Raw genomic sequence first — 26,672 nt, 5'->3', positions numbered from 1 at the left:
ATATTCTAATTAAATTTTATACACTTTGACTTTCCATTTTACATTGCAAAACATATGCAGGTGGTAAATTTCTAAAGGTCTTATCAATTTCAATTTCATTAAAAAATTCTTTAAATAAATTTTTTTTAAATAAAGTATATTGAAAAGTTATAAATTCTCCTCTTTTTTCTATTGTCTTTGACGTTTCCTTTAAAATATTCATAGATACCTCTTCTGGCAATGATGCAAATGGAAGCCCTGAAATTATATAATCTACAAATTCTATATTATATTTTTTTATTATTTCACTTATTTTCTCTGCACTTTCATTTAATATTATTACATTTTTCTTGTGTCCATATAGTTCTTTCAGTTTGCAGTAAAATTCTTCATTAACCTCTAACAATATTATTTTAGTATCATCTTTAGCTCTTGCTAATATTTTTTCTGTAAAAGCTCCTGTTCCTGGACCATATTCTACAATACATTTTGCTAATTCAAAATTTATTTCTTTAATCATTTTATAAGCTAAATACTTACTGCTTGGTGCAATAGCCCCTACTTTTCTTGGATGTTTTATATATTCTTTAATAAACATTTTATTTTCCCCCATGTATTCCCCATAAATATTTATTCCATTTTGTATTTGTCATACATTATCAAAATAACCTTCTTACATTATAATCCTTTTATTTTCTTAATTGATGTATTTTTTGTTACATTATATATTGGTATTTTTATTTAAATAGAAACAGTCTATTAAGAATAAACTGTTCTTTATCCTTAATAGACTGGGTCTGTTACGATTCCAATTGATGTAGCCTTTATTACTGGGCTATTTATAAGTTTTTTCATTTCTTCTTTTGTTCCTTGAACAATAACACCTAAGATTTCAGCATCTTCAGCTGATGTCTTTCCTCTTTCCATAATTGCATCATATAGTTCATTGTTGTATCTATATCTACTTTTCTTTAAATTTTCTATCAATTCATCATAATCATTGTCATAACTACCATAAATTTCGTGTGAAATTTCTAAACCTAATACCTCTGATTCCCTAATTCCATTGGCTTTAGCATCATAGTTATCAACTTTATATTTGTATTCATCCATTTTTTTATTTGTGAATTCATTTAACCATATCCATGTTATCTCTGGAAAATTATATTTATTTTTCATTGTAGGCATGTTTACTATTTTATACTTTTTGTCAAATGATATTGCCATTTCAATAATTTTTCCATCAGGAATGCTGTCTATTTTCTCCAGATCATTTTGATATTCCTTATATTTAATTTCTGGATGAAAAAATCTCATTTTCTTATATCCATTTTCCCAAAAATCTACTGGCCACTCTCCACTTTTATGATATCCCGCTCCACAGAATCTATAACACATCTTAAAAAAACTAATTCCAAATGAAGATGTCCTATCTTCTAATATAATAGATTTATCTCCAATTTGTTTTGATATTTTATAAGTTCCCTGTCCACCTAAAAATCCAAAAATATCATTTGCTTCACTTATATATCCATTTGGAATTGATAATTTAACATCAACTTCATTTTTTTCATACGCATCATTACTAAACTTAAAACACATTAACCAATTTAAAACTCCACCAACTAAAAATACTATTATACATATAGTAACTATTTTAATAATTAATTTAAATTTAGCCTTTTTTACTGATTTCTTTATTTTCTTCTCATCAAAGATTTCCTCTATTTCTTTCATTTAAAGCCCTCCATTCTTCCCTAAATTTATTTCTTGCCCTATATAAATAAGTTTTTACATTTGTTTCTTCTGTCCCCAACAATAAGCTTATTTCTTTATAACTTAACTGTAATTCATATTTTAAGATTAGAAGTGACCTATATTCTTCCTTCATATCATTTAAAACCTTCGATACTTCTAAAGCTTTTTCCATTTGCACTATCTCATTTTCTACATTACATTCATCTTCAATATTTTCGTAAAATCGCTCTTCATTAATTGAAACAAAACTTATTATTTTTTTCTTTTTATTCTATTTTTATAGTTATTCATAGCCACCTTAAATAGCCATGAAGAAAGTTTTTCAACTTCAACAGAATCCATATATTCTATAGCTTTTATAAAACTATCATGCACAATGTCTTCTGCATCACTAATAGAACAACCACATTTGACAAGATATAAACATATTATTTTAAATTGCTTTTTATATAAGTTTATAACTAAATCTTGCTCCATCTTTCATCCTTTCTAATTATTTATTGCTTAAAATCCCATCTAATTAAATTGCCTTCATATATATAACAATCCACATTTTAAAATGTATACATTTTTTATAATTTTTACCTATATTTTAAATTATAATTTTATTAATTTCTTATTTAATTGTATAATAATTAATATACATAGTGTAAAAATTTGTATTATTTCGTAATATTTATCTGGTTTAAAATTTATGTTTAGGGGGAGATACCTATGAGACAAAAAAATGATTTTACTAAAGGAAGTGTTCCTAAATGTATAATAGATTTAGCATTACCAATGACATTAGCTCAACTTATAAACATTCTTTATAATGTTGTTGATCGTATGTATATTGGCAGAATACCAAATGCTTCAACTTTAGCACTTACTGGTGTTGGAATTACATTTCCTATTATTACAATAATAATGGCATTTGCTAATTTATTTGGAATGGGTGGGGCTCCGCTCTGTTCTATTGCAAGAGGAAAAGGTAATATTGATGAAGCAGAAGAAATTATGGGAAATTCTTTTTCTCTTTTAATTGTTTTTGGAGTTTTGCTTACTGCATTAGGTTTAATATTTAAAAAGCCTATCCTATTTCTTTTTGGTGCTAGTGAATCTACATTTTCATATGCAAATAATTATATTACTATTTATCTTCTTGGAAGTATTTTTGTTATGATTAGTCTTGGTATGAATAGTTTTATCAATTCTCAAGGCTTTGGTAGAATCGGCATGATGACTATTTTACTTGGTGCAATTACAAATATTATTTTAGATCCTATTTTTATATTTGCATTAAATATGGGTGTACAAGGTGCAGCAATTGCAACTATAATTTCACAATGCTTATCATCAATATGGGTTTTAAAATTTTTAACTGGCAAAAATGCAATTCTTAAAATTAAATATAAAAATTTCAAAATAAAGATACCTATACTAAAACAAATTGTTTCGCTTGGTTTATCTGGCTTCATTATGGCCCTAACAAATAGTATTGTTCAAGCTATCTGCAATATTACATTGCAAGTTTATGGTGGAGATTTATATATAGGCGTTATGACTGTTATTAACTCAATTCGTGAAATTATCATGATGCCTGTTCATGGAATTACTAATGGGTCACAGCCTGTTTTAGGTTTTAACTATGGTGCAAAAAAATATGAACGAGTTAGAAGTGGTATTAAATTCATGTCTATAGTTTGTATTATATATGCAAGTTTAATATGGTTAGTCTTAAGAATATTTCCTGAATTTTTTATAAAAATATTTAATAGTGATCCTGCTTTAATTAAAAGCACTGTTCCTGCTATGAATATGTATTTCTTTGGATTTTTCATGATGTCCTTACAGTTTTCAGGACAATCTACTTATGTAGCACTTGGCAAATCTAAACAAGCAATCTTTTTTTCATTATTACGTAAAATAATAATTGTTGTTCCACTTACATTAACACTACCGAAAATGTTTAATTTAGGTATCATGGGTGTATTTTTAGCAGAACCAATCTCTAATTTTTTAGGAGGTTTAGCTTGTTACATAACAATGATTTTTACAGTTTGGCCTTCCCTTAAAGAGAAGTAATGTCCTTCGAATGAATTCAACACTAATATTAGCATTGAATTCATTCGCATTTTAATTAAATTTCACCTGTAATTCCTTTTTCTCTCCACTTACCTCTTTTAAAGAAAATCGCAGTTACTACTGCTCCTAATACCCAAGAAACAAGTAAAGATATAAATGTAGATTCAGGTCTGCCTGTAGGATATGCTGCACTTCTTGTTAAATAAGCAACTCCATACGCAATTGGTACACGTAGTATTACAGTAGTTATTAATGAAATCCACATAGGTGTCATTGTATCTCCTGCGCCTCTCATAACCCCTGATAAACTTTGTGTTACTGCCATAGCAATATAACCTAATGAAAGAATCCTCATCATATGCATACTTAAATCAACTAATTCTTGTGTATCTGTAAATATAGCCATTAAATACTTGCCAAAAGTTAAAATTAAAATTGTTATAGTAGTTGAGACCATAACCGCAATCATTGTTCCATCTTTGGTTCCTTTGTCAACCCTATCCATCTTTTTGGCACCAATATTTTGACCCGCATATGTTGTCATAGCACTTCCAAAAGTAAAGTTAGGCATCATTGCAAATCCATCTACACGCATAACTATTACATTACAAGCTATAACCATTTCTCCAAAACTATTAGTTAAAGATTGTACAACTATCATAGCTAATGAAAAAATAGCTTGTGTTAGTCCTGATGGTAACCCTAGTTTTATAAGTTTCATTGAATATTTTTTGTCTACCTTTAACATTTTTAAATTCAAATCAAAAGTACTCTTCATTGTAGCTAGCTTAATAATGCAAAGTACTGCTGACACACCTTGTGCAATAACTGTTGCAAGTGCAACTCCTGGAACTCCCCAGTCAAGTCCTGCTACAAACCAAATATCAAGTCCTATATTTAAAACTGTTGCTATTAATAAGAAAACAAGTGCTGATATAGAATCTCCAAGTCCTCTTAAAACGCCTGCTAAAATATTGTAATAAGCAAATCCTGCAATACCTAAATAGTATATTATAAGGTATTTTGAACACCAATCAAGTATTGCATCTGGTGTATTAAGTAATAAAAGTAATGGTTTTGTAACAATTGGACCTATAACCATTATTATCACAGATGCAATAGCTGTAAGCGATATACAAATGCCTATTGTATGTGATAAATGTTCACGTTCTTTTGCTCCAAAATACTGTGAAACCATAATTCCCGCACCTACTGAAATTCCGACGAATAATACAAGTAACAAATTCAATATTGGTGATGCACTTCCAACTGCTGCAAGAGCGTTATCTCCTACATATTTACCAACAATTATAGAATCTGCTGTATTATAGAGTTGCTGAGCTATATTACCTATTAGCATTGGTATTGAAAATTCAACAATTCTCTTCCACGGCGTTCCTTCTGTCATGTCTTTTGGCGCAAATAATTCTGAAATTTTTGCCATAGATTCCCCTCCTTTGTAAATAAAAAACTTCATAATATATTAAATAATATTATGAATATTGGCATTAATTTGCATTTAATTAACTCTTAATTTCTAAAATACCATCTAACATATTTTAGAAATTAAAACTATTATATCATATAAAGTAAAAAAAACTCACCTCATTTTTGGTATAAAATTTTATAAATCTTAATTTTATATAGAAGAAATTTAATATTTATACATATATAAAAAAGATGTTTGAAAATACAAACATCTTTATCCATATTGTGTTATTTATATCTAATTTAAATTTATATAACAATTTTCTTCCATTTTTTGTTGCAATTCATTTAAAAATTTATTTAGTTCTCTGCTTTTTGCTAACTTCTGTTTTGCAATTTTAGCATAATATAAACTTTCTGCTTCTAACTCTTCTACCTCATTAATAATATTTTCTAATTCTTGCCTTAATATTTTACATTTACTATCTGACCAATTAGTATCATATACTTCTATAAAACTATCTATCCATTTATTAACTTCATTTCTAACTTCATTACTTTGGCAATTTAATAATATTCCATATTCTATGCTTTCAATTGCATCCTTTAATTCTTCCAATCCTAATATAAATTCTTCATCCTCTATATTTTCTATATCTTTATATTTACTAATTAGTCCTTCAAAGTATTCTAAAGAAGAATTTTTATATTTCAATATATCTTCTTCATAATATCCCATTAAACAATCACTCCTCGATTTTATAAATACGAGTATATTATATGTATATTCATATTTTTTAAAAAAGATAGTTATAATTTGTTTATATAAATTTTACCTGTATACTTTTTATAAATATAGATATTTTTATTTTAAAACAATTTAATATTAGTTCACCTTACTATATACTTCAAATAGTTGTAGCTATATTATATAAAAATTAATTATCATAATATTAATATAGTTCTTCATGTAACTATATTAATCTACGCTTTTTTAAATTATATTTAGTGTATATGATTAATATGCTTTAAATAAAGAAAGAATTGTTAACAAAATTAGTTACAATTCCTTTCTTACTATTATTTATTTATAGTTTTTGATATTAAATTTGCTGATTGAGTTATGTTTTCTAGTGTTAATGTAATTTTTTGAACAGCCTCAGCTTGAGTAGCTGCTATATCATTTGAACCATGTACCGCTTTTGCTACACCTTCTATGGACTTAATCATTTCATTTAGCGCCTTATCAATTTGATTAGCAGATTCTCCACTCATCTTTGCTAATTTACCCATTTCACTTGCAACTATTGTAAATCCTTTTCCTGTTTCGCCTGCCTTAGCTGCCTCAATAGATGCATTTAATGATAATATATTAGACCTTGATGCATTGCTTCTTATAGAATTAACTACTGATACAACATCACTTACATTTTTTTCTACAACCTTCATTATATCTTTAATATTATTTAATGCTCCTGATAAATCTACTGCTCCATTCTTAATATCATTAATAGAATCTTTAGTTTCATTAAGTGCATTATTCATTTCTATAGCTTCTTCACCAATTTTTTCTTTGTGTTCTGTTGAGAATGCACAAGTAATAATACCCACTACTTGTCCATCATCTTCAACTGGAACTAAATTACCTTGAATTGCCACCCCAAAAACTTCTTTAGGTAATTTATTATGTATAACTTTTCCTGTCCTCATAGCCTCAAATATTTTATCATTTCTATTTTCAATTCTATATCCAATATCAAAATGCAAAGGGAATGTATCTGCCTTTTGAAAATATAAAACAGTTCCTTCTCTATCAAATATAGTTATAGCTAAATCTTCATCAACCATTTTCTTTACTAATGGTAGCATTTCTTTCAACTGCTGTAACTTTTCTTCTCTCATATATAGCTCCTATCTTTTAATTTAAATTATAGTAAAATTAAAATTATTTTAAAAATATTTTACTATTAAATAACCCACCTATCAATATAGTTCATAAATAATTAATTAAATATTCTCCACTTTCTGTACATATCGAATATTATATTTTGCAGATTACTTATAAAAAACTACATATTAAATTTTTGATTACTATTATTATACGAAAATTATTATATTACCATTAAAAACAAAAAATATATCAATATAGAAAGAAACTTATATGACAATTATAAAAGTATGAATCTATAATACACATAGGTGCTATATTTTAATAAAGATTTATAAAAATATAGCAATAACTACCTTTTATAAATCTTTATTTCTAATTTAAATTTTATGATCCTGTAGATTTATAATGTCTAACTCCTATTCTCCATAAAATATATGAAGGTATAATAAATAATATTGCACATATTGGTGATATCATATATAACCATGTATTTTTACTAACCCTATTTATTAAATATAAGAAAGGATAGTAGTTAACAAATGCTAATGGTACTACAAATGTAAAAAATTTCAATATCCACTTTTTATATATACTTAGTGGATATTGCGCTATTTCTCTTCCTCCATCTGTAAATATGTTCATAAATTCTAATCCCTCTATAGTAAAAAAGCATATTGCTGCATATATCATAAATAGACTAAAAAATAGAACTGTACCTCCTATTATCATAAGCATTAATGTGAATACTTTTCCTATAGTAAAACCTATATCACAAGTAATTATTGCATATATAAAAATTATTCCAGCTTGAATTAAACGACCAACTCGTGAAAATTCTATTTTACTCCCTAAGACTTGAATAATTTCATTTCTTGGTCTTAACATTATCCTATCAAACTCTCCATTAGATATTATAACTGAAAATCTATCAAAGCCTCTTCCAAAACATTCTGCTAATGCAAATGACATAAGTATAGTACTAAAGCATAATAATACTTCGTTAAATGTATATCCATCTACGCTGCCAAATCTCTCAAACAAAAAATACATTCCTAAAAATGAAAGTATTGTTGCAATGGCTTGTCCAAATATAGTGAAAAAGAATGATGTTTTATACTCCATAGCAGATCTTAAATGTATTGAAAAATATTTTAAATACAACTTCACAACCTTAACCTCCTTGCACTACAACTTTTTTCATTGCTTTTTTCATTATAATTTTTCCAATAAAAATTAATACTATAGCCCAAAATAATTGTAATACTATAGAAATCAAAGCACTTTTAATTTGTGTGTCACCTATATATATTCTAAATGGAGCATTTTGCATAGATGCAAAAGGTGTTATGTAAATAAATTTTTTTAGGTTATCTGGTAATAATGGTAATGGAATAACACCGCCCGAAAAAAAGTCTGCTACCATAATCATAACTATTTCAACACCTTTAGATGATATAGTATAAAAACTAAATATATAAATAAGCATACAATATGCAATAACAACAATAGTTCCTAATATCATAGATATTAAGAATAGTATAAATTCTATAAATGAATTAGGTACGTTAAATTTATATGCTTGTGGCAAAAAAGCTGTAATTATTAATATTGGTGCAAATCTTAATGTTGTCTTTGATACTCTAGTTGCTAAATTTTTCATAAACCACATATCATATATCTTTAATGGTCTACACATTTCATATGCAACATTTCCACTTGATACTAACTCCAGTATATCTTTCTCTAAAAACCAAGTCATAAATAATGCTAGAAAACTTTGTTGTAACCATATATACGTTGAAAGTTTTGAAATTTCCATAGGTACAGCCGATGGATTGCTTCTATAAAAAGCATGATATAACATAATATACATGAATCCCCATGCTAATTGAGTTACTATTCCTGCATAAGCGGCAGCTCTATATTGAAGCCCATTTATAAATCTTATCCTAAAAAAACTTAAATATGCCTTCATATCTTATACTCCCTGTAAAGTCCAACAACCACATCTTCTACTGTACTTGAACTTATTTGTATATCATTAATATTTACTTTTGATGATAAATATGCAATTCCCTCTGAAACTGAAATTTTTGATGTGTCTATTTCTATATTGGCTATTTCATTATGATTATCTATAATTTTAAGTCCATTATACGTTGCATCTAGTTTTCCTGAGTAATTAAGAGATATAGTTCTTTTAGTATTAAATTTTTCTTTTAATTCATCTAATTTTCCATCTAAAAGTACTTGTCCTTTTCCTATTAATATTATTCTATTTGTTAATGCATCTAAATCTTGGGTATCATGTGTGGTAAGGATAACAGTTGTTTTTCTTTCTTTATTAATGTTTTTTATAAATTCTCTAACTGCAATTTTTGATACTGAATCTAATCCTATGGTAGGTTCATCTAAAAATAAGATTTTAGGACTATGAATTAGTGAAGCCGCAATTTCACATCTCATACGTTGTCCTAAACTTAGTTGACGAGTTGGCATTTTAATTAGTTCTTTTATGTTAAGCATTTCTACAAGCTCATCTATGTTCTTTTTATATTGTTTGTCTGGTACTTTATATATATCTTTTATTAAACTAAAGGAGTCTACTACAGGTACATCCCACCAAAGCTGAGATCTTTGACCAAATACTACTCCTATATCTTTTACATGATTTATTCTATCTTTCCATGGTGTTCTTCCATTTATAATACATTCTCCACTGTCTGGATTTAGAATACCACTCATAATTTTTATTGTAGTACTTTTTCCTGCACCATTGGGACCAATATAACCAACCATTTCTCCTTCCTCAATTTTAAAAGATACATCTTTAAGAGCATAAATTAATTCATATTCCCTATGAAAAAGTGCCTTTACAGCTTTCCCCAGACCTTCATCTCTTTTGGAAACTTTAAAACTCTTGCATAAATTTCTAACTTCTATCAAAATATTAATCCTCCTATTTTAAATTAGGTGAAATGCTTATAAATTATACCATAACAATAAGCTTTTTGAAAGATTATTCAAAATTTTTAAAATACTCTTGTGGAATATAAGCCATACATCTTCTTTTAAAGTTTGCTCCTATTTATAGTAACTATATTATTTTATTAAAATGTTAATAAAACCTCTAATATTATTTTGTCATATTTTACACATATTTTACTTTTTATAAAAATATGGTATAATAATGTAGAAAAATTTCGAATATTATTTTGTTTGAAAAAATTATATTTTCTATTTGAAAGGATTTATTTATGAAAAAATTACTTATTTTATGTTTAAACTTATCATTATGTTTATTCATATTAACTGCATGTGGCACATCTAATAAAGTTAAAGAACTGACTGAAGATGATGTTAAAACTTATACTTCACAAATGAGTGAAGAACCTCTATCAGGTGATATAACTTTAAATGGTGTAAAATACACTTTACCAACAAAAGCTAAGAACTTAGAAGATAACGGTTTTAAATATAATAATTATAGTGATAAAGGTCAGCCTTTAGAGACTGGATATTATGTTGAAGATATCTGTATGGATGATGGAAGCAAAAGTGAAGAAAGTCGTATGTATGCAACTCTTTTTAACACAAGTGGAGATACAGTTAATTTTGATGACGCAATGTTAGGAATCATTAAAATTTCCAAAACCAAGGAAGGTTATGAAAATACTGTAGTATTACCAAAAGGAATTACATTAAACTCAACATATGATGATGTTATTAACGCATATGGGACTCCAAAAGTTGACTATATGGATCAAGTTGGTTGGGTTAAATACTTTGTTTCTGATCTTGGGAAATACGGACAAGAGCTTCATATTGAATTTGACAAGGACACAAAAGTTATTAGCTCAATAAGATTAAAAAACATACCTAGAGAATAACAATAACTCATTGCTAAAAAGAATTTATATAAACATTCTTTTTGACAATGAGTTTTCTATTTAATATTTAACTTTCAGAATTTCTTCCGCTCCAAAAATAGAACCATATATTTGAAATTACGAATCCAAAAACTGTTAATATAATAAGTATAACTATAGATAAATGTATCTCCCTTATGTCACTTGTAGATATTTTTAAGTTATTGCTAAATACACTAAAATAATTTGCAAATCTACTACCCCATGTGCATGGAATATATGGCCAAATGCCATGTCCTAAATTAGTTAATAATAATGCACTTATAAAACTTTCTGTTATTCCTATACTAATTGATACACTTTTGCCATATTTCATATTTAAAAATAGATGAAATATGTAACTAAATATACTGCTAACTAAAAAAATACAAGCTATAATTATATAAAATTTAATACTAAACAAATCATTATGAAATACATATTTAACACCTATGAAAAATCCTACACATGCAAGAATTGAAGCTAAAAAACCTAGTACTACTATTACTAACATCTTACTTATAAATGTTAACACCTTTACTTTAGTTCCAATTAACATATTTATAAAATTTCCCGCTACTGATTCCTTTTCTATATATAATGCACTAACAATACTAATCATAGCTGGAAATACAACTCCAACAACTTGCATATAACCTACAACCTTAGCAAAATCAGTATAACTTGAAATTGCAAATGCTCCTAAAAACACTCCTATTCCAAGTAATGGGATTAATAAATGAGTTAATAAAACATTAGATCTCTTCATTTTTATGATTTCAGAATATAACATCCTAGAAAATACCTTCATCTTATTTTCCCTCCTGCTTTTTAAATAATCTTATTGTAATTAGCGTGAAAATAATACAATATAAAATAGACATTATTATTCCTGGGGCAATAACATTGGATTTTTCAAATATTGTTCCAGCTTCAACTTGAAGTCCATTAGGTAATATATTTAAAATAGGACACATTAATCTAGCTGAAATAGATGATGGATACAGAAACCAATAATCTTTTATTGCAAATATTACTCCAAATGCATTGAAAATTATAGAAATTAATATTGTTACAATACTTCCAAATTTACTGCTTAAAATCATACATACTGGAACTTGCCATAAAAAAGTTACAAATATAACTATAGTTGCTACAAAGCTTCTACTAACTGTAATAGTTTCTTTAAAAATATGGCCTCCTATAGTCACTCCAATTAGAAATACAATACAAGATATTAAATATAATAAACTGCATGTTAAAATTTTTCCCATCCAAATCTTTTCTTTTTTAAACGGCAATGTAAACAGTTGTCTATATCCTATTTTTGAATCTTTTTCTATTAGTATTGCACAAATTATACTAATTTCAGCTGGAAGAAACATAGTATACCACCAGTTATATGCGCCATTTTGAAAAACATACCCAGCTCCTAATACAGCTGGTAAAATTAAACTTAATATTGGGATAATAAGGATTAACTTTTTGCTAAAAGTTCGTTTAAGTTTTTGAGTTTCTGATATAACATACTCTAACATCTTAATTCTCCCTTCTATTTTCAAGTACAATTTTTCTAAATAATCCTTCTAAATTTTCATTTATTTTACCTTCATATCCAACTACTCCATCTGATATTATTGCAACTTCATCAACAACTTGTTCTACTTCACTTAAGATATGACTTGATAATATTACTGTTATATCTTTTTTAGGCAAAGATTTAATTAAATTTCTAAAATCCTCAATACCAATTGGGTCTAAGCCATTAGTTGGTTCATCTAATATAATAAGTTTAGGCTTATTTAATAATGCCATAGCAATTCCCAAACGTTGCTTCATTCCTAATGAAAATTTTCCTGCTACTTTCTTTCCTGTATTAGTTAAGTTAACAATCTCCAATACTTCATCAATCCTTGAATTAGGTATTCCTAATGCTGTAGTCCTAACTTTCAAATTTTCTCTTGCAGTTAAATTTTCATATAGTGGTGGATTTTCTATCAAAACACCTACATCTTTTAAATTTCCTCTATTCCATTTTTCACCTTTAAAATAAACTGCTCCATCACTTGGTCTATAAATTCCACATATCATTTTCAATATTGTAGATTTTCCTGCTCCATTGGGACCTAATAAACCATAAATAGAATTTTTAGGTACTGATAGATTTACTCCTTCTACTATAGTTTGATTTTTAAATTTTTTTGACAAATTTTTAGTTTCTAATAAATATTCCATATATATTCTCCCCTTCACTTTTCATGAATCGAGTATATACTTTAATTTTAAAGATTCCTTAAAGTTTTGCACTAATTTATTCTTTTTTCATGTTATATGTTAAAATGTATATATATGGAGGTTTTGTATGGAAAATGATTATATTTTAAAGATGATAAAATCTGCTTTAAACGTAATTGGCTATATTTTAAAAGGTAAAAAATCTATTGAGGAAAATATCGATTTAAAACGTGAAAATATTGTTTTGAATGAAGAAGAACTTTTAGAATTAACTATTATTCATTTATTAAGTGAATGTAAAATCAACGAAGCTGAAAATATTTTATTTGAAGCTATACAAAAGAATAACTCTCCAAAATATTTGTCTTTAGCATTCTTTTTCTATAGTGAAATAAATGAATGGAGTAATGAAAAATTATCTGATTGTAACTTTTCAAGAGATGAAATATTAACTGGATTAAATGATGTTAAAAAAATCTACGATATATAAAAAAGCGTATTTCCATACGCTTTTTTATACACATTTAAATTACAATGTATTTTACAACTGCTTTAACAATTGATAATGGACATTTAACAGTTATTGATGATATTGTTCATTTCATTCACAATACCTTTAATTATATCTAATTGGATCTTTGCAAGGTTTAACCTCACCTACAGAAAAAAGATTTAATTTTGCTTTTAAATATTGGAATATTAATTTTCTGCAGCTCTTTTTAGTAATTCTTCTTCATTAAAAATTTCTATTTTTTGTCCTGAATTTTTCAAATCAATAGCCCTTCTTAATTTAGTACTCATCTCAGTTCTATGTAAATTTTGTATATTTTTAGTATTAGTTACAAGACAAGTAGTTTTTTTAGTTACTGAACTCCCCGTACTCCCACCATTTTTTCTAACAAAACTTGTAGCCTCTATCCTTGTCATCGTGTCTAGCCTTCCAGTAAATACTACAACTTCACCCTTAAAAGCATTTTGATTTAACGAATCAACTATATTTACACTTTCTCTAGTTGCTTGTCTACTAGATTTTTTTAACACTTTCCCCTTATTTGATGATGGTATGTATCCATTTTTATTAACAATACCCAAACTTACCCCAACCTGTTTAGATATTTTACTGATATCTTTTAACTGTAACTCTTTTGATATATTAAGTAATATATTACTACATGCTAATGCATCTGCTAGTGCATCATGGTGTTTAAACTCATAATCTAAAAATTTATTAACTGTATTTAACTTTGCATTTTCAAGTTCACTATAAAAATTTCTTGAAAGTTTCATAGTACAAATATAATTAAAGCTTTGTGACTCTATACTATATAATTTTAATGTATTTCTTAAAACTGATATATCAAAAGCTGCATTATGTGCTACAACTAAAGTTTTGTCAAAATAATGTTTAATTTTCTCCCAAATTTCATCAAACTCTAATTCATTTTCAACCATACTTGGCCTAATTCCGTGAATTCCAATATTAATTGGCATAAATCTCATTTCCTTAGGCCTTATTAAATAATGTATCTTTTCTATAACTTGTCCATCTTCAACAACAACGATTCCTATTGAACATGGACTATTTCTTTTTTCATTAGCAGTTTCAAAATCTATAGCTACAAAATTCATTGCTTTTCTCCTATAATTTATATTAATTTCATATTATCTTAAGAATTCTTTTATTATAACATAAATTATATTAATAATTTTATCTTTTTAAATCCATCACAAAAACTATAAACGCCAAAACTTTACATGTAGTTTTTAATATTCTGTATTGAATTCGTAGCAAAATTTATAGAAACTATTTTTATGTATTTTTATGTATTTTTAAATAAATATGTGTATGTTCAATTTTTTTCATTTATAATCCTATAGTAGTAAAATAATTTCTTTTTTCTATTTTTTTATATATTATTTTAAAAGCAACACTAAATAAAATTATAATTATTAGTACCATAAATGCTGCATGCATAAAGAATTCTTGTGGTAATATTTTTATCACTGGATCAGTTACCTTATTAAATATCCAATAATCATTATTAAAAAACAATTTATGAAATATTATAAACGAAGTATCAAAATCAATTATAAAAATACTTACTAATATACTTGGTAAAATAATTAATGTTCTTGCTGTATATTTTATATACTGAAACTTTTTCTCTTTATAATAAATATTTATACCTATTATATTTATTATCAAACTAATTAATAATAGTATATCAATTGTTACAAATATCCTTTTTACATCTTCAAAGTGTTCTTTACCATGTTGTGAAAATTTAATTGTTGGCAATTCAAACTCTTTATTTTCATTATTATAACTAAGCAAATATTCAACCATATAATCATAATTTTTTACTATTTCTTCTTTACTATATCCACTTTTATTTTCTATTTCTAAACTATTGATATCATAATAATATAAAGGTTTAAATACCAATGTTAATTTAACCGCTATAAGAATAATGAATAATGTTAAAGAAATAGACAATAATACATGATATATTTTCTTGTCACTTTTTCCATATGTATTTTTATGCCTAAGATTCATTTACAACTCTCCTTCACATATAACTTTTAAACATAACTATTTATACTAAAAAGTTATGTTGTTATTATGAAGAAGTGCCTTTATCATTTAATTTTTTTCATTATAAAAAGTAACTTTAAATATTGAACCTTTTCCTATTTCACTTTCTACTGAAATATTTGCATTGTGACATTCTAAAATATTTTTTACTATTGCTAATCCTATTCCTGTACCTTCTATTGTATTTCTAGCAACATCACTTCTATATAATCTTCTAAATATATAGGGCAAATCATTTTTACTTATTCCTATTCCTGTATCTTCTATTTCAACTATAATTTCATTATTAATTTTACTTAAGTGAATATATACAAATCCATTATTTGCTGTAAATTTCAATGCATTGTTTAATAAATTTATAAATACTTGTTTTATTTTATCTACATCTCCAATAATGAAATAATCCTTATTATTTTCTATATTACAATAAATCTTTATTTGTTTTGATTTTGCTATGACTTTAAACTCTTCATAAATTTGTATTATTAAATCTTCTAAATCAATTCTCTGTAAATTAAATTTAACACTTTCAAATTCAAACTTTTTTAGAAGTTCTAAGTTGTTTAATAATTTTCCAAATCTTATTACTTCTTCATTTAAAGTTATTAAACTATCATTTGTAATTGGAAATACTCCATCTATCATAGCTTCTAAATTATTTTGTAATATATTTAATGGTGTTCTTATTTCATGTGATATATCACTAATTAATACTTTTCTTATCTTATCTTGGTATTTTAATTTTTCTGCCAATATATTAATGCTGCTTTTCAAGTTATTAATCTCTTGAATTTCACTATTACTTTCTATATTTATATCAAAGTTTCCCCTTGAAAGTTTAACATACGCTTTAGATACCTCTGATATTGGTTTAGAAAATTGTTTTGATAAATAAAAACTAATTAAAATTCCTATCATAAGTGTAATAATTGTGCTTATTACAATACTTCTATTTATTGATACAATGAAATTCATATCTGCTTCTGATAATAAGATAGGTGAATATTGTCCAATTTCCACATATCCAACGTTTTGTTCATTAGATTTTATTTCAAAAATTTTAGATGAATATATCTCGCCATCATTATCATTTCTATGTTTAAAATGTAAATCATCCTTCATATCATTAGGATTCATTCCCCATATAACATTTTTATTTTTATCCATTAGTGTTAAATAATACTCATTCATATATGCTTCATGAATTAGTTCATCCCCTGAATCTTTATAAAACTCTCCATACTTATTGTATATTTCTTGAAAATAATTTACGATTCTCTCATATCTTTCATTTTGAACATTATCCATATATTCTTTGAATGATTTATTTATTGTTAAATTAATAAATAGCGTTACAAGAAAAATCGTTATAATAGAGCTAACAATAAATACTCTATTTAATTTTTTTCTTATATTTATCAATTTTCATCACCACCAAATTTATACCCCACTTTTATTACTGTTATAATGTATTTAGGGTTTTTACTATCAATCTCTATCTTTTTTCTTATATTTTTTATATGTACATCAATTGTTCGGTCATAGCCATCAAATTCTATACCAAATAACTTATTTATAATTTGATTTCTAGATAATACTAAACCTTTATTTTTTATTAATAATGTTAAAATATCAAATTCATTAGGAGTCAGTGTCACCTCTTTATTATTTACCTTTACTAATCTTCTTTCATCGTCAATAAATAAAATTCCATCATTGTAAATAACTTTATGACACTCTTCTTTCTTAATTCTTCTAAATAGAGCATTTACCCTAGCTACTAATTCTCTTGGACTAAATGGTTTTACTAAATATTCATCAGCGCCTATATTTAGTCCTTCTATTCTAGAATTTAAATCACTTTTAGCTGTTAGCATAAAAATATATACTTCAGATTGTTCATAAAATACTTTACATAGACTTTCTCCATCAATATCTGGAAGCATTAAATCTAATATTACTAAATCAATTTGATTATTTTTAAATATATTCAGTGCTTCTTTACCATATCCAGTGTAATAAACTCTATAGTTATGTTTTTCTAAGTAAGCTTTAATTACTTTAGCAACAGATTCCTCATCCTCAACTAATAAAATATTATACACATTTACCACCACCTTAATACCATAGTATACTTTATAAATATAATATCTCAATATACTATATTATTTTATTCTCATTACAATATTAACATAAAAATTTAAGTATATTTTCTATACTTATACTTATGATTTTTCAAAATTTCTAAACGTACATTTCTTTAATATCATATATAACTTTAATCATTTCAAATATGCTATATTCTAATTAACATTTTATTACTCCATAAAATTCATAAAAATCAAAATGTATAAAAATTATTTTTTAAATTTTTAGTCTTTTGAATTAATTTACTCACTTAAGCTTTATTTTGCATAATTTATTTTATTTTAATATTTTTCGAAATAATGTTTGACATATTGAAATTATCCTCATATAATATTGATTAAACAATTTCTAATAAGTTAATATATAATGCAAATAAATACAATGATGAGAAGAGTAGATATAAGACGTAGTTTTAGCGAGTTGACGATGGTGAAAGGTCAATAACGAAGCTTTTATTGAAAAACATCTCGGAGTTTCTAACCCAAATCATATATTATGAGAGTAGACTTAGACGGAATCTCACCGTTAAAAGAGAAAAAGTATCAAGTTAATCTTCGTACTTTTAGAGCTGATCGTAATGATAATTTGGGTGGTATCGCGGAATTTAAACTTTCGTCCCTTTGTATAGGGATGAAGGTTTTTTTATATTTAAAAACATTACAAAAGGAGAAAAATAATGAAAGATAAAGCAAAATCTAAAGTATTAATTGTAGAAAATTACAAATCAATGTTATCCCTAAAAGAAACAGAAATGGCAATCAAACTATTAAAAATTTATTTTGAATCAGAACTTGCAAAAGAATTAAATTTAACTAGAGTTTCAGCACCTTTGTTTTTGCCTTCCGAATCTGGTCTTAATGATAAATTGAATGGATTTGAAAGACCTGTTGCATTTGATATAAAGGCTATTAATAATAGCAATTTAGAAATAGTTCAATCCTTAGCTAAATGGAAAAGACTTGCACTTCATAAGTATAAATTTGAAATTGGTGAAGGTTTATATACTGATATGAATGCAATTAGAAGAGACGAAGATTTAGATAATTTACATTCTATATATGTGGATCAATGGGATTGGGAAAAAATAATTTCTAAAGAAGATAGAAATGAACTTACTCTTAAAAATACAGTTATAAAAATATTTAATGTATTTAAATCTACAGAAACATATATATCATCTAAATATCCATCATTAGAAAAATTTCTTCCTGATGATATTACATTTATAACAACACAAGAACTTGAAGATAAATATCCAAATCTTTCACCTAAAGAAAGAGAACATGAAATATGTAGAGAAAAAAAGGCAGTATTTATCATGAAAATTGGAGATACATTATTATCTGGCGAAAAACATGATGGAAGAAGTCCTGACTATGATGATTGGACATTGAATGGAGATATTTTGTTCTATTATCCTCTATTTGATTGTTCTATTGAGTTATCTTCTATGGGAATTAGAGTTGATAAAAAAGCTCTAGAAGATCAATTAGTTAAATCTAATTGTGAAGATAGAAAAAACTTATATTTTCATAAATTATTACTTGAAGATAAACTTCCATACACCATAGGTGGTGGAATTGGTCAATCTCGAATGTGTTTACTATTTCTAAGAAAAGCTCATATTGGAGAAGTACAAGCCTCAGTTTGGGATAATAACACTTTATCAATTTGTGAAAAAAATAATATAAAGCTATTATAGTTTTTTTTAATAAAGAATGGACTATATCAAACCGTCTTATAAAAATAGTTTTGATATAGCCCAATCATTATTAGTTTTAATTTATTCTTTAACAAATTCTCTTAATTTAAAACTTCCTGCTGTAAAAAATACTAATGACATTAATACAACTATTAAAGTTGGAATCACAATTTCTCCTGTGTTTATTATTTTTAAAAACCATGTAAATGGTGATATAACACTAAGATTTGTTATTACTTCTGGTACATTATTGAAAGATTCTAATTCGCTGCCAAAAATCCCTAATCCAAATGTTGCAAGTGCTAAAACAACTGTAAATAAGCTTGCAATTGTTGCATTTTTAATCCATCTTGTTACTGCTAAAACTATAGCAGTTGTTACTAAACTACTTAAAAATATAATTAATATTCCCTGTGGTATATTTACGTTTGGAGTTTTCACTAAAATTGTTACAATTAAAAATGCAATACTACTTAAAACCCCTTGTAATATAAATGATGATAAAAATAACCCACCTAAAATATCCATATCTGAATTATTTGTTGCTATAGTTCTCTTTAACACTTTTTGCTCTTTAAGTTTAATTATTTCCGTAGTAATAATTGATCCACCAATCATCATAAAGTAGCATATCATGGTTACATTAAGTTTATAGTCATCTTTATTTTGTATATTTTCATTTTCAATATTTGTAACTATCGCATTTTCACTTAATCCTTTACTAACTTCTTCTTTTGCGACACCCATTACATATTTTGAAATAATGTCTCCAGCCATAATAGCTCCAGATGTAGCTTCAGATTTGTAACATTTTATTTTAGGCATTTTATTATTTTCTATTAACTTTTGAAAATCACTATCTATAACATAAATAGCACCTACTTTATTTTCCCTAATTGAGTCTAAATGTTCCTCTACCTCTCCATCAAATGTACTCACTGTATACTCAGCACTTAATTTTTGAATAAGTTCATTAGAATAACTTGATTTACTATTATCTATTACTACAATTTCTCCACCGCTTTCACCTGAACCACCAAAATTCATAATTAAAAGCATAGCAACTGGAAATATTACTGTCATCAATAACATAGATGGATTTTTCATTTGCTTTTTTATATTAATTAAGACTACCCTTATTAATTGCATACTTTTTTCACCCCACTAATCCATGCTTTTATTACTGCTAATGTATAAACTATTAGAGATATTATAATTACTATTGCTATCCATTTTCCACATCCATCTAAATTTCCACTTGCATTATATATCGAAAATGCATTGTTCAAATAATGAGTTGGAGTTAATACAGCAATTTTATTTGCTTCACCTACAAATATTTCACCACTAATTAACGGTAATGCAAATATAACACTTCCAACTATTTTTCCATACTTAGCACCAAATAGTGTTGATATTCCTTTGGCTATAGATACAACTAATATAGTTGACAATATTATTAATATACATAAATCTAAAAATTTCCCATTAAAACTTAATCCTGCAATTCTAAAAAACATTACATAAGCGGTAATTATTATAAACACATAAACTAATAATGCTGCTGTCTCATAAAAAAGATATTGTAGTCTCGTTATAGGTGCTGAAATAATTCTTTTTTCTAAGTTCATACTTATATCTGCATATCCACTTTGAATCATAGTAAATATAAGCATTGTTATTACAAATCCTATCATTGATGATGCCATTTTCTTATATGGATTATCTGTTTTTACAGCATCTATCATTACATTTTCAATAATAGCCTCGTTATCAAGGTTATCTAAAGCCTTTATATCTCCGCCTTTTATAGATACATATAGTTTTTGATGATACTTATCTAAAATCACCTTTAAAGTGTCTATTGTCATTTTCATATTATCCACTTTTTTATTAATAACTATATTACCTTTATTTAAAGATAACACATTCTCTTCATATCCCTTTTTTATTATTATCTCTGCATCTGGCTTTTCATCTACTAAATTCACAATTTCCTTAATATTATCAGTTTCTAATAAATTAACTAGCTCTTTAGACATATTACTTTTATCTTCATCAATAATTGTTATATCAACTGGTTTTAGTGTTAACGGACTTTCATGAGCCATTCCTTGAAAAAAGCCCATAAAACATGCAATTAAGATTGGAAACAAGATAAAGTATGATACGGTCACTACACCATTTGAAATCATTCCTTTAAGTGTAGTTTTTATATAATATAAAGTCTTCACACACTCATCCCCCTAGTCTCTTAAATTTTTGCCTGTTAATGCTAAAAATACATCTTCAAGTTTAACATCTTCATAGCTAATCTTTTTTATATTTACACTATCTTTTTCTAGGATTGAAAGAACATTTGCAAGTTTAAAATTGACTCCAATTGTTAACGTAATTACATTATCACTATCCAATATTTTTTCTACACCTTCAATTTTATTTAGTTCCATAACTGTATCTGCACATATATTTTGTGTTTCTATAATTATTTTATTATTAGAAAATACAGAAGCTTTAATTTCTTCTCGTTCTCCATATGCCACTTCTTTTCCTAAATCCATTATAAAAACTCTATTGCAAAGCTCCTCAATTTCCTCCATATAATGTGATGTATAAATTACTGTTGAACCCCATTCTTTACATATATTTTTTATAAATGCAAATATATAATTTCTTGATTGAGGATCTACTCCAACTGTAGGCTCATCTAGAATTAAAACTTTAGGGTGATGTAAAATAGCCACTGCTATATTTAATCTTCTTTTCATTCCGCCTGAAAATTTCTTTACCTTTTTCTTTTTGGTGTCCTCAAGTCCAGTTACTTTAAGAGCTTCAGCTATTCTTTCTTTTAAAAGTTTTCCACTTAAACCATACAAGGCACCGAAAAACTCTAAATTATCATAAGCTGTAAGTTCTTCCATTAATGCTAAATCTTGAGGAACATATCCTATAAACTCCTTTGCTTTAATAGGTTCCTTTAAAATATCGTATCCACATATTTTAATAGTTCCACTATCTGGCACTAAAAGACTTGTCATTATATTTATTAATGTTGATTTTCCTGCACCATTTGGACCTATAAATCCAAATATTTCACCTTCATTTACACTATAACTTACATTATCTAAAACTAATTTATCATTAAACCTTTTAGTTACATTTTTTACTTCTACAATACTCATAATAAAAATTCCCCCTTAGAACTTTCTTTAACAATATAATACAATTTTTAGTACTATATAAATACAACTGAAGGTCACTACATAAATGACTTAAGTCACAAAAAAATAATAAGCTATTAACCTTAGCTTATTATTTCCTCTAAAATATATTAATTTACTATTCCATTTTTAAAAGCAAAAATTGCAATTTGAGTTCTGTCTCTTAATTCTAATTTTGATAATATGTTAGTAATATTATTTTTTATTGTTCCCTCTGATAAAAATAATTCCTCTGCAATTTCTTTATTAGTTAAACCATTTGCTATGGCTTTTATTATTTTAATTTCTTTTTCTAAAAGACCATATCTTTCAATATCCTTTTTAACTTCTTTGTTTAACTCCATCATCTCTAAAGCCACATCAGGATGAACAACCATATTTCCCTTATATGCTGTTTTTATTCCTTCATATATTACATCATGTGAACTATCTTTAAGCATATATCCAAAAGCTCCATACTTTAATGCTTCCTTAATGTATTCTTTATCTTTAAAAGTAGTCAAAATTATAACTTTTATCTTTGAAAATTGCTCTTTAATAAGCCTTGTTCCCATAACCCCAGTGCATTCTTTCATTCTTATATCCATTAAAACTACATCTACATCAATAGTTTTACAACATTCTAATGCTTTATATCCATTTTCAGCAGTTCCTACCACTTCAATATCATCAAATATTGAAAGCATCATTTTTAATCCATCTCTAATTAATTGTTCATCATCTACAATTAAAACTTTAATCTTATTCATATTATACCTCCAGTTCTTTAGGTACTATAACTTTAATAAAAAATCCATTTTTTCTACTAGATTTCATTTCAACTATTCCATCTAGTTCATCAATTCTTTCTTTTATACTTTTTAGACCTATTCCACTTTCTACTATCTTATCTGTTCCTTCACCGTTATCATTAAATGACATTATAAATTCTTCTAAAGTAAAATTCATAATGACTTTTACTTGTGTTGCTTTACCATGCTTTAAAGAATTTGATAAAACCTCTTGGGTAATTCTATATAAATGACCTACTTGTTTAGTTGATAAATTCCAATCTCCTTTTGATACAATAACCTTAACTTCCACACCAGACATTCGTTCAAAATTCTTGCATACATCTTGTAATCTTAAAACTCCACTATAATTCTCATATTCATCAGATTTTAACTCTTTAACAGCTTTTTTTACATCCTGAAAACTTTCATTAATAAATATTCTCAAGTTCTTTACCATATCTTTAATTGGATTATTTTCTTTATCTAAAATTGCTTCCATTGCAGATAATTGAATCATTGCAGTTGATAATGTATGACCTACACTGTCATGAATCTCCCTTGAAATTCTATTTCTCTCTTTTAATAAAGTAAATTCTTCAATTGATTCTATATATCCTTCCAGCTCTTTATTTACTTCTATAAGCTTTTCATCTGATACTTTAAGTTTATCATATAGACTTTGTGCCTTTAATTTTGTACTATAAAGTCTTGATATAAAATTTAAAAGAATAAAAAATATTATAAGTAAAACACTTGTAACAATTCTTTCTTCTACATTTTTATTAAACACAGGATTTATTCCTAGTATTAAAACTGTTCCAGCAAATAAATACTTTAATACACTATTTTTCACTGTAAATATGTCTATTGAAATACCTATCAAATAAAAAATAATACTACATCCAAAAGTTAATTTTCCTATACACACTGCTGCTAATTCAATTACTATAGATAAATAAAACATTCTTTCTCTATTTATATGAAATATTCTTAAATGATTATTTATAATAAACAATAAAATAAATACAATACTCAAAACACTATAATTTCCTTCTTTTACAAACATTTCAATTACTAATATAACAAATGAAATATATCTTATTAATAATAACTCTTTGCTTTTTACCATAACATCCTCCTATAGGGTTCCAAGTTTAAATTTAAAATACCATTTTTATCAAATGATACTAACTATATCACATTTTATTCTATTATCATGTTGGGAACCAATTAAAAATTAACAGTTATCAATTAACAATGATGGTAAATATTATTCACTTCGTTCTTAATATTTACAAATACAAGTTAATAAAAACTAAGTTTTTATATAATCTTTAATTAATTTGCTTTGCAAATTATTATAAAAATCGATTTTTTAAAACTGATACTTCAGTTTTATCCTACATTGTTAATTGTTAATTGTTAATTTCTATATAATAATTTAGTTATTTCTTTCTCAACTGAAACATAAATAACTTAAAATTTAAATTTGTATTCCTATATACATTTAATATTAAATTCTATAAAATTGCCAGTATATTTTTGTTAAAGATTATAATCTATACATAATAAAAAACGTCGCTAATTTAATCTTAGCGACGTTTTATTATACTAAATTTTAAATATTTTTACTTTATAATATATTACTTAAATATATTTAATAGTTGTTTAAATGCTCTCTCATTTCCCCCACCACCAACTTGAGTTATTTCCTTTGGCTTCTTTTTAGATAGTATATCTTTTTGATTTTCATCTAGATTATTCCCTACTATTACAACTGGTGATTGTTCTCTAGCTGCTAATATCCCAACAGATAATGCATCTATTAAATCTTCTTCCTTATTTAACCCATTTTTGGTGACAAATATATTATTCAAATTTTCATTACTATAGAATTCTTTTATTATAATATTATTAGTTTCATTTCTGTTTTCTCCACCTAACCTTTTTGAATTTGGTAATTTATTTTTTATATCCTCTGATATAACACCTTGACCTCCAATAATATATGAAGATTCAATATTGTTATTATTTATAAATTCATTAAATACTTTTGTTCCTTCACTTGGTGATGATAATACTATTGGCATATTTTCATTTGCAGTTACTGGAGCTATTGAAACTGCATCTGATAATCCATTTACTCCATTCACTACTGCTATTTTAGATATATTTTTTAATTTTTTAGCAATTTCTAATGAAGTTTTGTACCTATCATCACCACCGATTCTTTCCACATTAATTCCTAACTCCTCTAATTGTAATACTACATTTTCTGATACAACACCTTCGCCACCAATTATATATGCATTTTTAGCTTGTAATCTTACTATCTCATTCTTAGATTCACTACTTAATCCTTGAACTTCTGTTAGAATTATTGGTGCATTTTTTAATTTTCCAAAAGGTGTTGCTGAAAGTGCATCAACTATTGATGTAGAATTGACAATTAATACATTATCAGCTTTATTCCACCCCCTATTACTTATCTTTATTGCTGTATCATATCTGTTATCGCCCACAATTTTATTTGAAATAATTGTTGGTTTGCTTATCACATTTCCACCACCACTTGAAGGCTGTAATTCTTTTGCTTCAACTATTACTGTTATTTCCTTCATAACTTCATTATCATCATTATCCTTAACTATATATATAACTTTATATTCTCCTGTTTTTTTTGTGTTAACCGTACCTTTTACTATTATTCTTGATGTTATATCCCCATCTTGTTTATCGCTTGCAGTTACATCATTTAATATATTTAATTCTTCACCTATTTGAATCTTGATATTTCTAGCATTTATAATTGGCTTATTTATATTACTATTTCTAAGAGAATATACAGCATCATCTAATATATTAACTTCTTTTATCAAAAAATTATTCTTGTCATTTACTACAGTAAGATAACCTTCTTGTTGAGCCTTAATTATATACTGATTCCCACTTTGATTTATTTTTCC

Annotated in this window: 27 protein-coding genes and 1 other annotated feature; of the genes, 4 read left to right on the top strand and 23 right to left on the bottom strand. The window is 25.9% G+C overall.

What is annotated here, in order from left to right; translation table 11 throughout:
- Positions 1 to 16: 16 nt before the first annotated feature.
- From BN346_RS10070 to BN346_RS22075, 4 genes are all read right to left on the bottom strand, one after another.
- Positions 17 to 577, bottom strand: coding sequence for a class I SAM-dependent methyltransferase (locus BN346_RS10070; RefSeq protein WP_040328351.1), 561 nt, complete (start codon positions 575 to 577; stop codon positions 17 to 19).
- Between the two features lie 185 nt (positions 578 to 762).
- Positions 763 to 1,716, bottom strand: a complete 954-nt coding sequence (locus BN346_RS10065; RefSeq protein ID WP_040328349.1) for an anti sigma factor C-terminal domain-containing protein — start codon at positions 1,714 to 1,716, stop codon at positions 763 to 765.
- A complete protein-coding gene (locus BN346_RS22080; RefSeq protein WP_242838420.1) occupies positions 1,691 to 1,909 on the bottom strand; it encodes a sigma factor-like helix-turn-helix DNA-binding protein in 219 nt (72 codons plus the stop codon). Before BN346_RS22080 ends, BN346_RS10065 begins: the two co-directional genes overlap by 26 nt.
- Before the next feature lie 80 nt (positions 1,910 to 1,989).
- A complete protein-coding gene (locus BN346_RS22075; protein ID WP_242838419.1) occupies positions 1,990 to 2,214 on the bottom strand; it encodes an RNA polymerase sigma factor in 225 nt (74 codons plus the stop codon).
- A gap of 237 nt (positions 2,215 to 2,451) precedes the next feature.
- Between BN346_RS22075 and BN346_RS10055 the strand changes: the two genes are divergently transcribed.
- Positions 2,452 to 3,804, top strand: a complete 1,353-nt coding sequence (locus BN346_RS10055; protein WP_040328347.1) for an MATE family efflux transporter — start codon at positions 2,452 to 2,454, stop codon at positions 3,802 to 3,804.
- Positions 3,805 to 3,859: 55 nt separating this feature from the next.
- Here the strand turns inward: BN346_RS10055 and BN346_RS10050 are convergent, their stop codons facing one another.
- The 6 genes from BN346_RS10050 to BN346_RS10025 all read right to left on the bottom strand — a co-directional run bounded on the left by BN346_RS10050 (position 3,860) and on the right by BN346_RS10025 (position 10,069).
- Entirely contained in the window at positions 3,860 to 5,248 is a 1,389-nt protein-coding gene (locus BN346_RS10050; protein ID WP_040328346.1) for an MATE family efflux transporter, read from the bottom strand.
- Between the two features lie 282 nt (positions 5,249 to 5,530).
- Positions 5,531 to 5,971 carry a hypothetical protein gene (locus BN346_RS10045; protein WP_040328344.1) on the bottom strand — a complete coding sequence of 147 codons (441 nt, stop codon included), beginning with the start codon at positions 5,969 to 5,971 and terminating at the stop codon, positions 5,531 to 5,533.
- Between the two features lie 341 nt (positions 5,972 to 6,312).
- On the bottom strand, positions 6,313 to 7,134 hold the full coding sequence (locus BN346_RS10040; RefSeq protein ID WP_040328343.1) for a methyl-accepting chemotaxis protein: 822 nt from the start codon (positions 7,132 to 7,134) through the stop codon (positions 6,313 to 6,315).
- A gap of 373 nt (positions 7,135 to 7,507) precedes the next feature.
- Positions 7,508 to 8,290, bottom strand: coding sequence for an ABC transporter permease (locus BN346_RS10035; RefSeq protein WP_040328342.1), 783 nt, complete (start codon positions 8,288 to 8,290; stop codon positions 7,508 to 7,510).
- Between the two features lie 4 nt (positions 8,291 to 8,294).
- Complete coding sequence (locus tag BN346_RS10030; protein ID WP_040328341.1) at positions 8,295 to 9,098, bottom strand: ABC transporter permease; 804 nt, start codon at positions 9,096 to 9,098, stop codon at positions 8,295 to 8,297.
- A complete protein-coding gene (locus BN346_RS10025) occupies positions 9,095 to 10,069 on the bottom strand; it encodes an ABC transporter ATP-binding protein (RefSeq protein WP_040328340.1) in 975 nt (324 codons plus the stop codon). Before BN346_RS10025 ends, BN346_RS10030 begins: the two co-directional genes overlap by 4 nt.
- A 311-nt stretch (positions 10,070 to 10,380) precedes the next feature.
- Between BN346_RS10025 and BN346_RS22070 the strand changes: the two genes are divergently transcribed.
- Positions 10,381 to 11,013 (top strand): hypothetical protein, encoded by a 633-nt coding sequence (locus tag BN346_RS22070; RefSeq protein ID WP_040328339.1) that lies wholly within the window; start codon positions 10,381 to 10,383, stop codon positions 11,011 to 11,013.
- 67 nt (positions 11,014 to 11,080) lie between these two features.
- Here the strand turns inward: BN346_RS22070 and BN346_RS10015 are convergent, their stop codons facing one another.
- Genes BN346_RS10015 through BN346_RS10005 form a run of 3 tightly spaced genes read right to left on the bottom strand, consistent with a single transcriptional unit; the run spans position 11,081 to position 13,266 of the window.
- Positions 11,081 to 11,842: a lantibiotic immunity ABC transporter MutG family permease subunit gene (locus BN346_RS10015; RefSeq protein WP_040328337.1), complete on the bottom strand. Its 762-nt coding sequence runs from the start codon at positions 11,840 to 11,842 to the stop codon at positions 11,081 to 11,083.
- A 1-nt stretch (position 11,843) separates the two neighbouring features.
- Complete coding sequence (locus tag BN346_RS10010; protein WP_040328335.1) at positions 11,844 to 12,569, bottom strand: lantibiotic immunity ABC transporter MutE/EpiE family permease subunit; 726 nt, start codon at positions 12,567 to 12,569, stop codon at positions 11,844 to 11,846.
- Between the two features lies 1 nt (position 12,570).
- Entirely contained in the window at positions 12,571 to 13,266 is a 696-nt protein-coding gene (locus tag BN346_RS10005; RefSeq protein WP_040328333.1) for a lantibiotic protection ABC transporter ATP-binding protein, read from the bottom strand.
- A gap of 127 nt (positions 13,267 to 13,393) precedes the next feature.
- On the opposite strand from BN346_RS10005, the gene BN346_RS10000 reads away from it, so the two are divergent.
- Positions 13,394 to 13,756, top strand: coding sequence for a DUF6483 family protein (locus BN346_RS10000; RefSeq protein ID WP_040328331.1), 363 nt, complete (start codon positions 13,394 to 13,396; stop codon positions 13,754 to 13,756).
- Positions 13,757 to 13,965: 209 nt separating this feature from the next.
- On the opposite strand, the gene BN346_RS09995 is transcribed toward BN346_RS10000, so the two are convergent.
- From BN346_RS09995 to BN346_RS09980, 4 genes are all read right to left on the bottom strand, one after another.
- Positions 13,966 to 14,895, bottom strand: a complete 930-nt coding sequence (locus tag BN346_RS09995) for an exonuclease domain-containing protein (RefSeq protein ID WP_040328329.1) — start codon at positions 14,893 to 14,895, stop codon at positions 13,966 to 13,968.
- A gap of 235 nt (positions 14,896 to 15,130) precedes the next feature.
- Positions 15,131 to 15,823 carry a TIGR01906 family membrane protein gene (locus tag BN346_RS09990; RefSeq protein WP_074432698.1) on the bottom strand — a complete coding sequence of 231 codons (693 nt, stop codon included), beginning with the start codon at positions 15,821 to 15,823 and terminating at the stop codon, positions 15,131 to 15,133.
- Positions 15,824 to 15,910: 87 nt separating this feature from the next.
- Entirely contained in the window at positions 15,911 to 17,284 is a 1,374-nt protein-coding gene (locus BN346_RS09985) for a sensor histidine kinase (RefSeq protein ID WP_040328327.1), read from the bottom strand.
- Complete coding sequence (locus BN346_RS09980; protein WP_040328325.1) at positions 17,281 to 17,967, bottom strand: response regulator transcription factor; 687 nt, start codon at positions 17,965 to 17,967, stop codon at positions 17,281 to 17,283. Before BN346_RS09980 ends, BN346_RS09985 begins: the two co-directional genes overlap by 4 nt.
- A gap of 415 nt (positions 17,968 to 18,382) precedes the next feature.
- Positions 18,383 to 18,633, top strand: a binding site (T-box leader).
- Positions 18,634 to 18,686: 53 nt separating this feature from the next.
- Between BN346_RS09980 and asnA the strand changes: the two genes are divergently transcribed.
- Positions 18,687 to 19,712: an aspartate--ammonia ligase gene (gene asnA / locus BN346_RS09970; RefSeq protein ID WP_040328322.1), complete on the top strand. Its 1,026-nt coding sequence runs from the start codon at positions 18,687 to 18,689 to the stop codon at positions 19,710 to 19,712.
- Between the two features lie 81 nt (positions 19,713 to 19,793).
- Here asnA and BN346_RS09965 read toward each other — a convergent pair whose 3' ends face one another.
- From BN346_RS09965 to BN346_RS09940, 6 genes are all read right to left on the bottom strand, one after another.
- On the bottom strand, positions 19,794 to 20,861 hold the full coding sequence (locus BN346_RS09965) for an ABC transporter permease (RefSeq protein WP_040328321.1): 1,068 nt from the start codon (positions 20,859 to 20,861) through the stop codon (positions 19,794 to 19,796).
- Positions 20,852 to 21,946, bottom strand: a complete 1,095-nt coding sequence (locus tag BN346_RS09960; protein WP_040328320.1) for an ABC transporter permease — start codon at positions 21,944 to 21,946, stop codon at positions 20,852 to 20,854. The genes BN346_RS09965 and BN346_RS09960 overlap by 10 nt, the downstream gene beginning before the upstream one ends.
- A 12-nt stretch (positions 21,947 to 21,958) precedes the next feature.
- The gene (locus BN346_RS09955) at positions 21,959 to 22,894 is read right to left on the bottom strand and encodes an ABC transporter ATP-binding protein (RefSeq protein ID WP_040328319.1); all 936 of its coding nucleotides are present in this window, start codon (positions 22,892 to 22,894) and stop codon (positions 21,959 to 21,961) included.
- Between the two features lie 149 nt (positions 22,895 to 23,043).
- Positions 23,044 to 23,682: a response regulator transcription factor gene (locus tag BN346_RS09950; RefSeq protein ID WP_040328317.1), complete on the bottom strand. Its 639-nt coding sequence runs from the start codon at positions 23,680 to 23,682 to the stop codon at positions 23,044 to 23,046.
- A gap of 1 nt (position 23,683) precedes the next feature.
- Positions 23,684 to 24,835 carry a sensor histidine kinase gene (locus BN346_RS09945; protein WP_040328316.1) on the bottom strand — a complete coding sequence of 384 codons (1,152 nt, stop codon included), beginning with the start codon at positions 24,833 to 24,835 and terminating at the stop codon, positions 23,684 to 23,686.
- A 514-nt stretch (positions 24,836 to 25,349) separates the two neighbouring features.
- Positions 25,350 to 26,672, bottom strand: a 1,323-nt coding sequence (locus BN346_RS09940; RefSeq protein ID WP_148361096.1) for a cell wall-binding repeat-containing protein, incomplete at its 5' end; no start/stop codon positions are given.

The organism is Clostridium ihumii AP5 (assembly GCF_000612845.1).
Taxonomy (GTDB): Bacteria; Bacillota; Clostridia; order Clostridiales; family Clostridiaceae; genus Clostridium_J; species Clostridium_J ihumii.
This window is presented reverse-complemented; position numbering and strand designations above follow the sequence as displayed.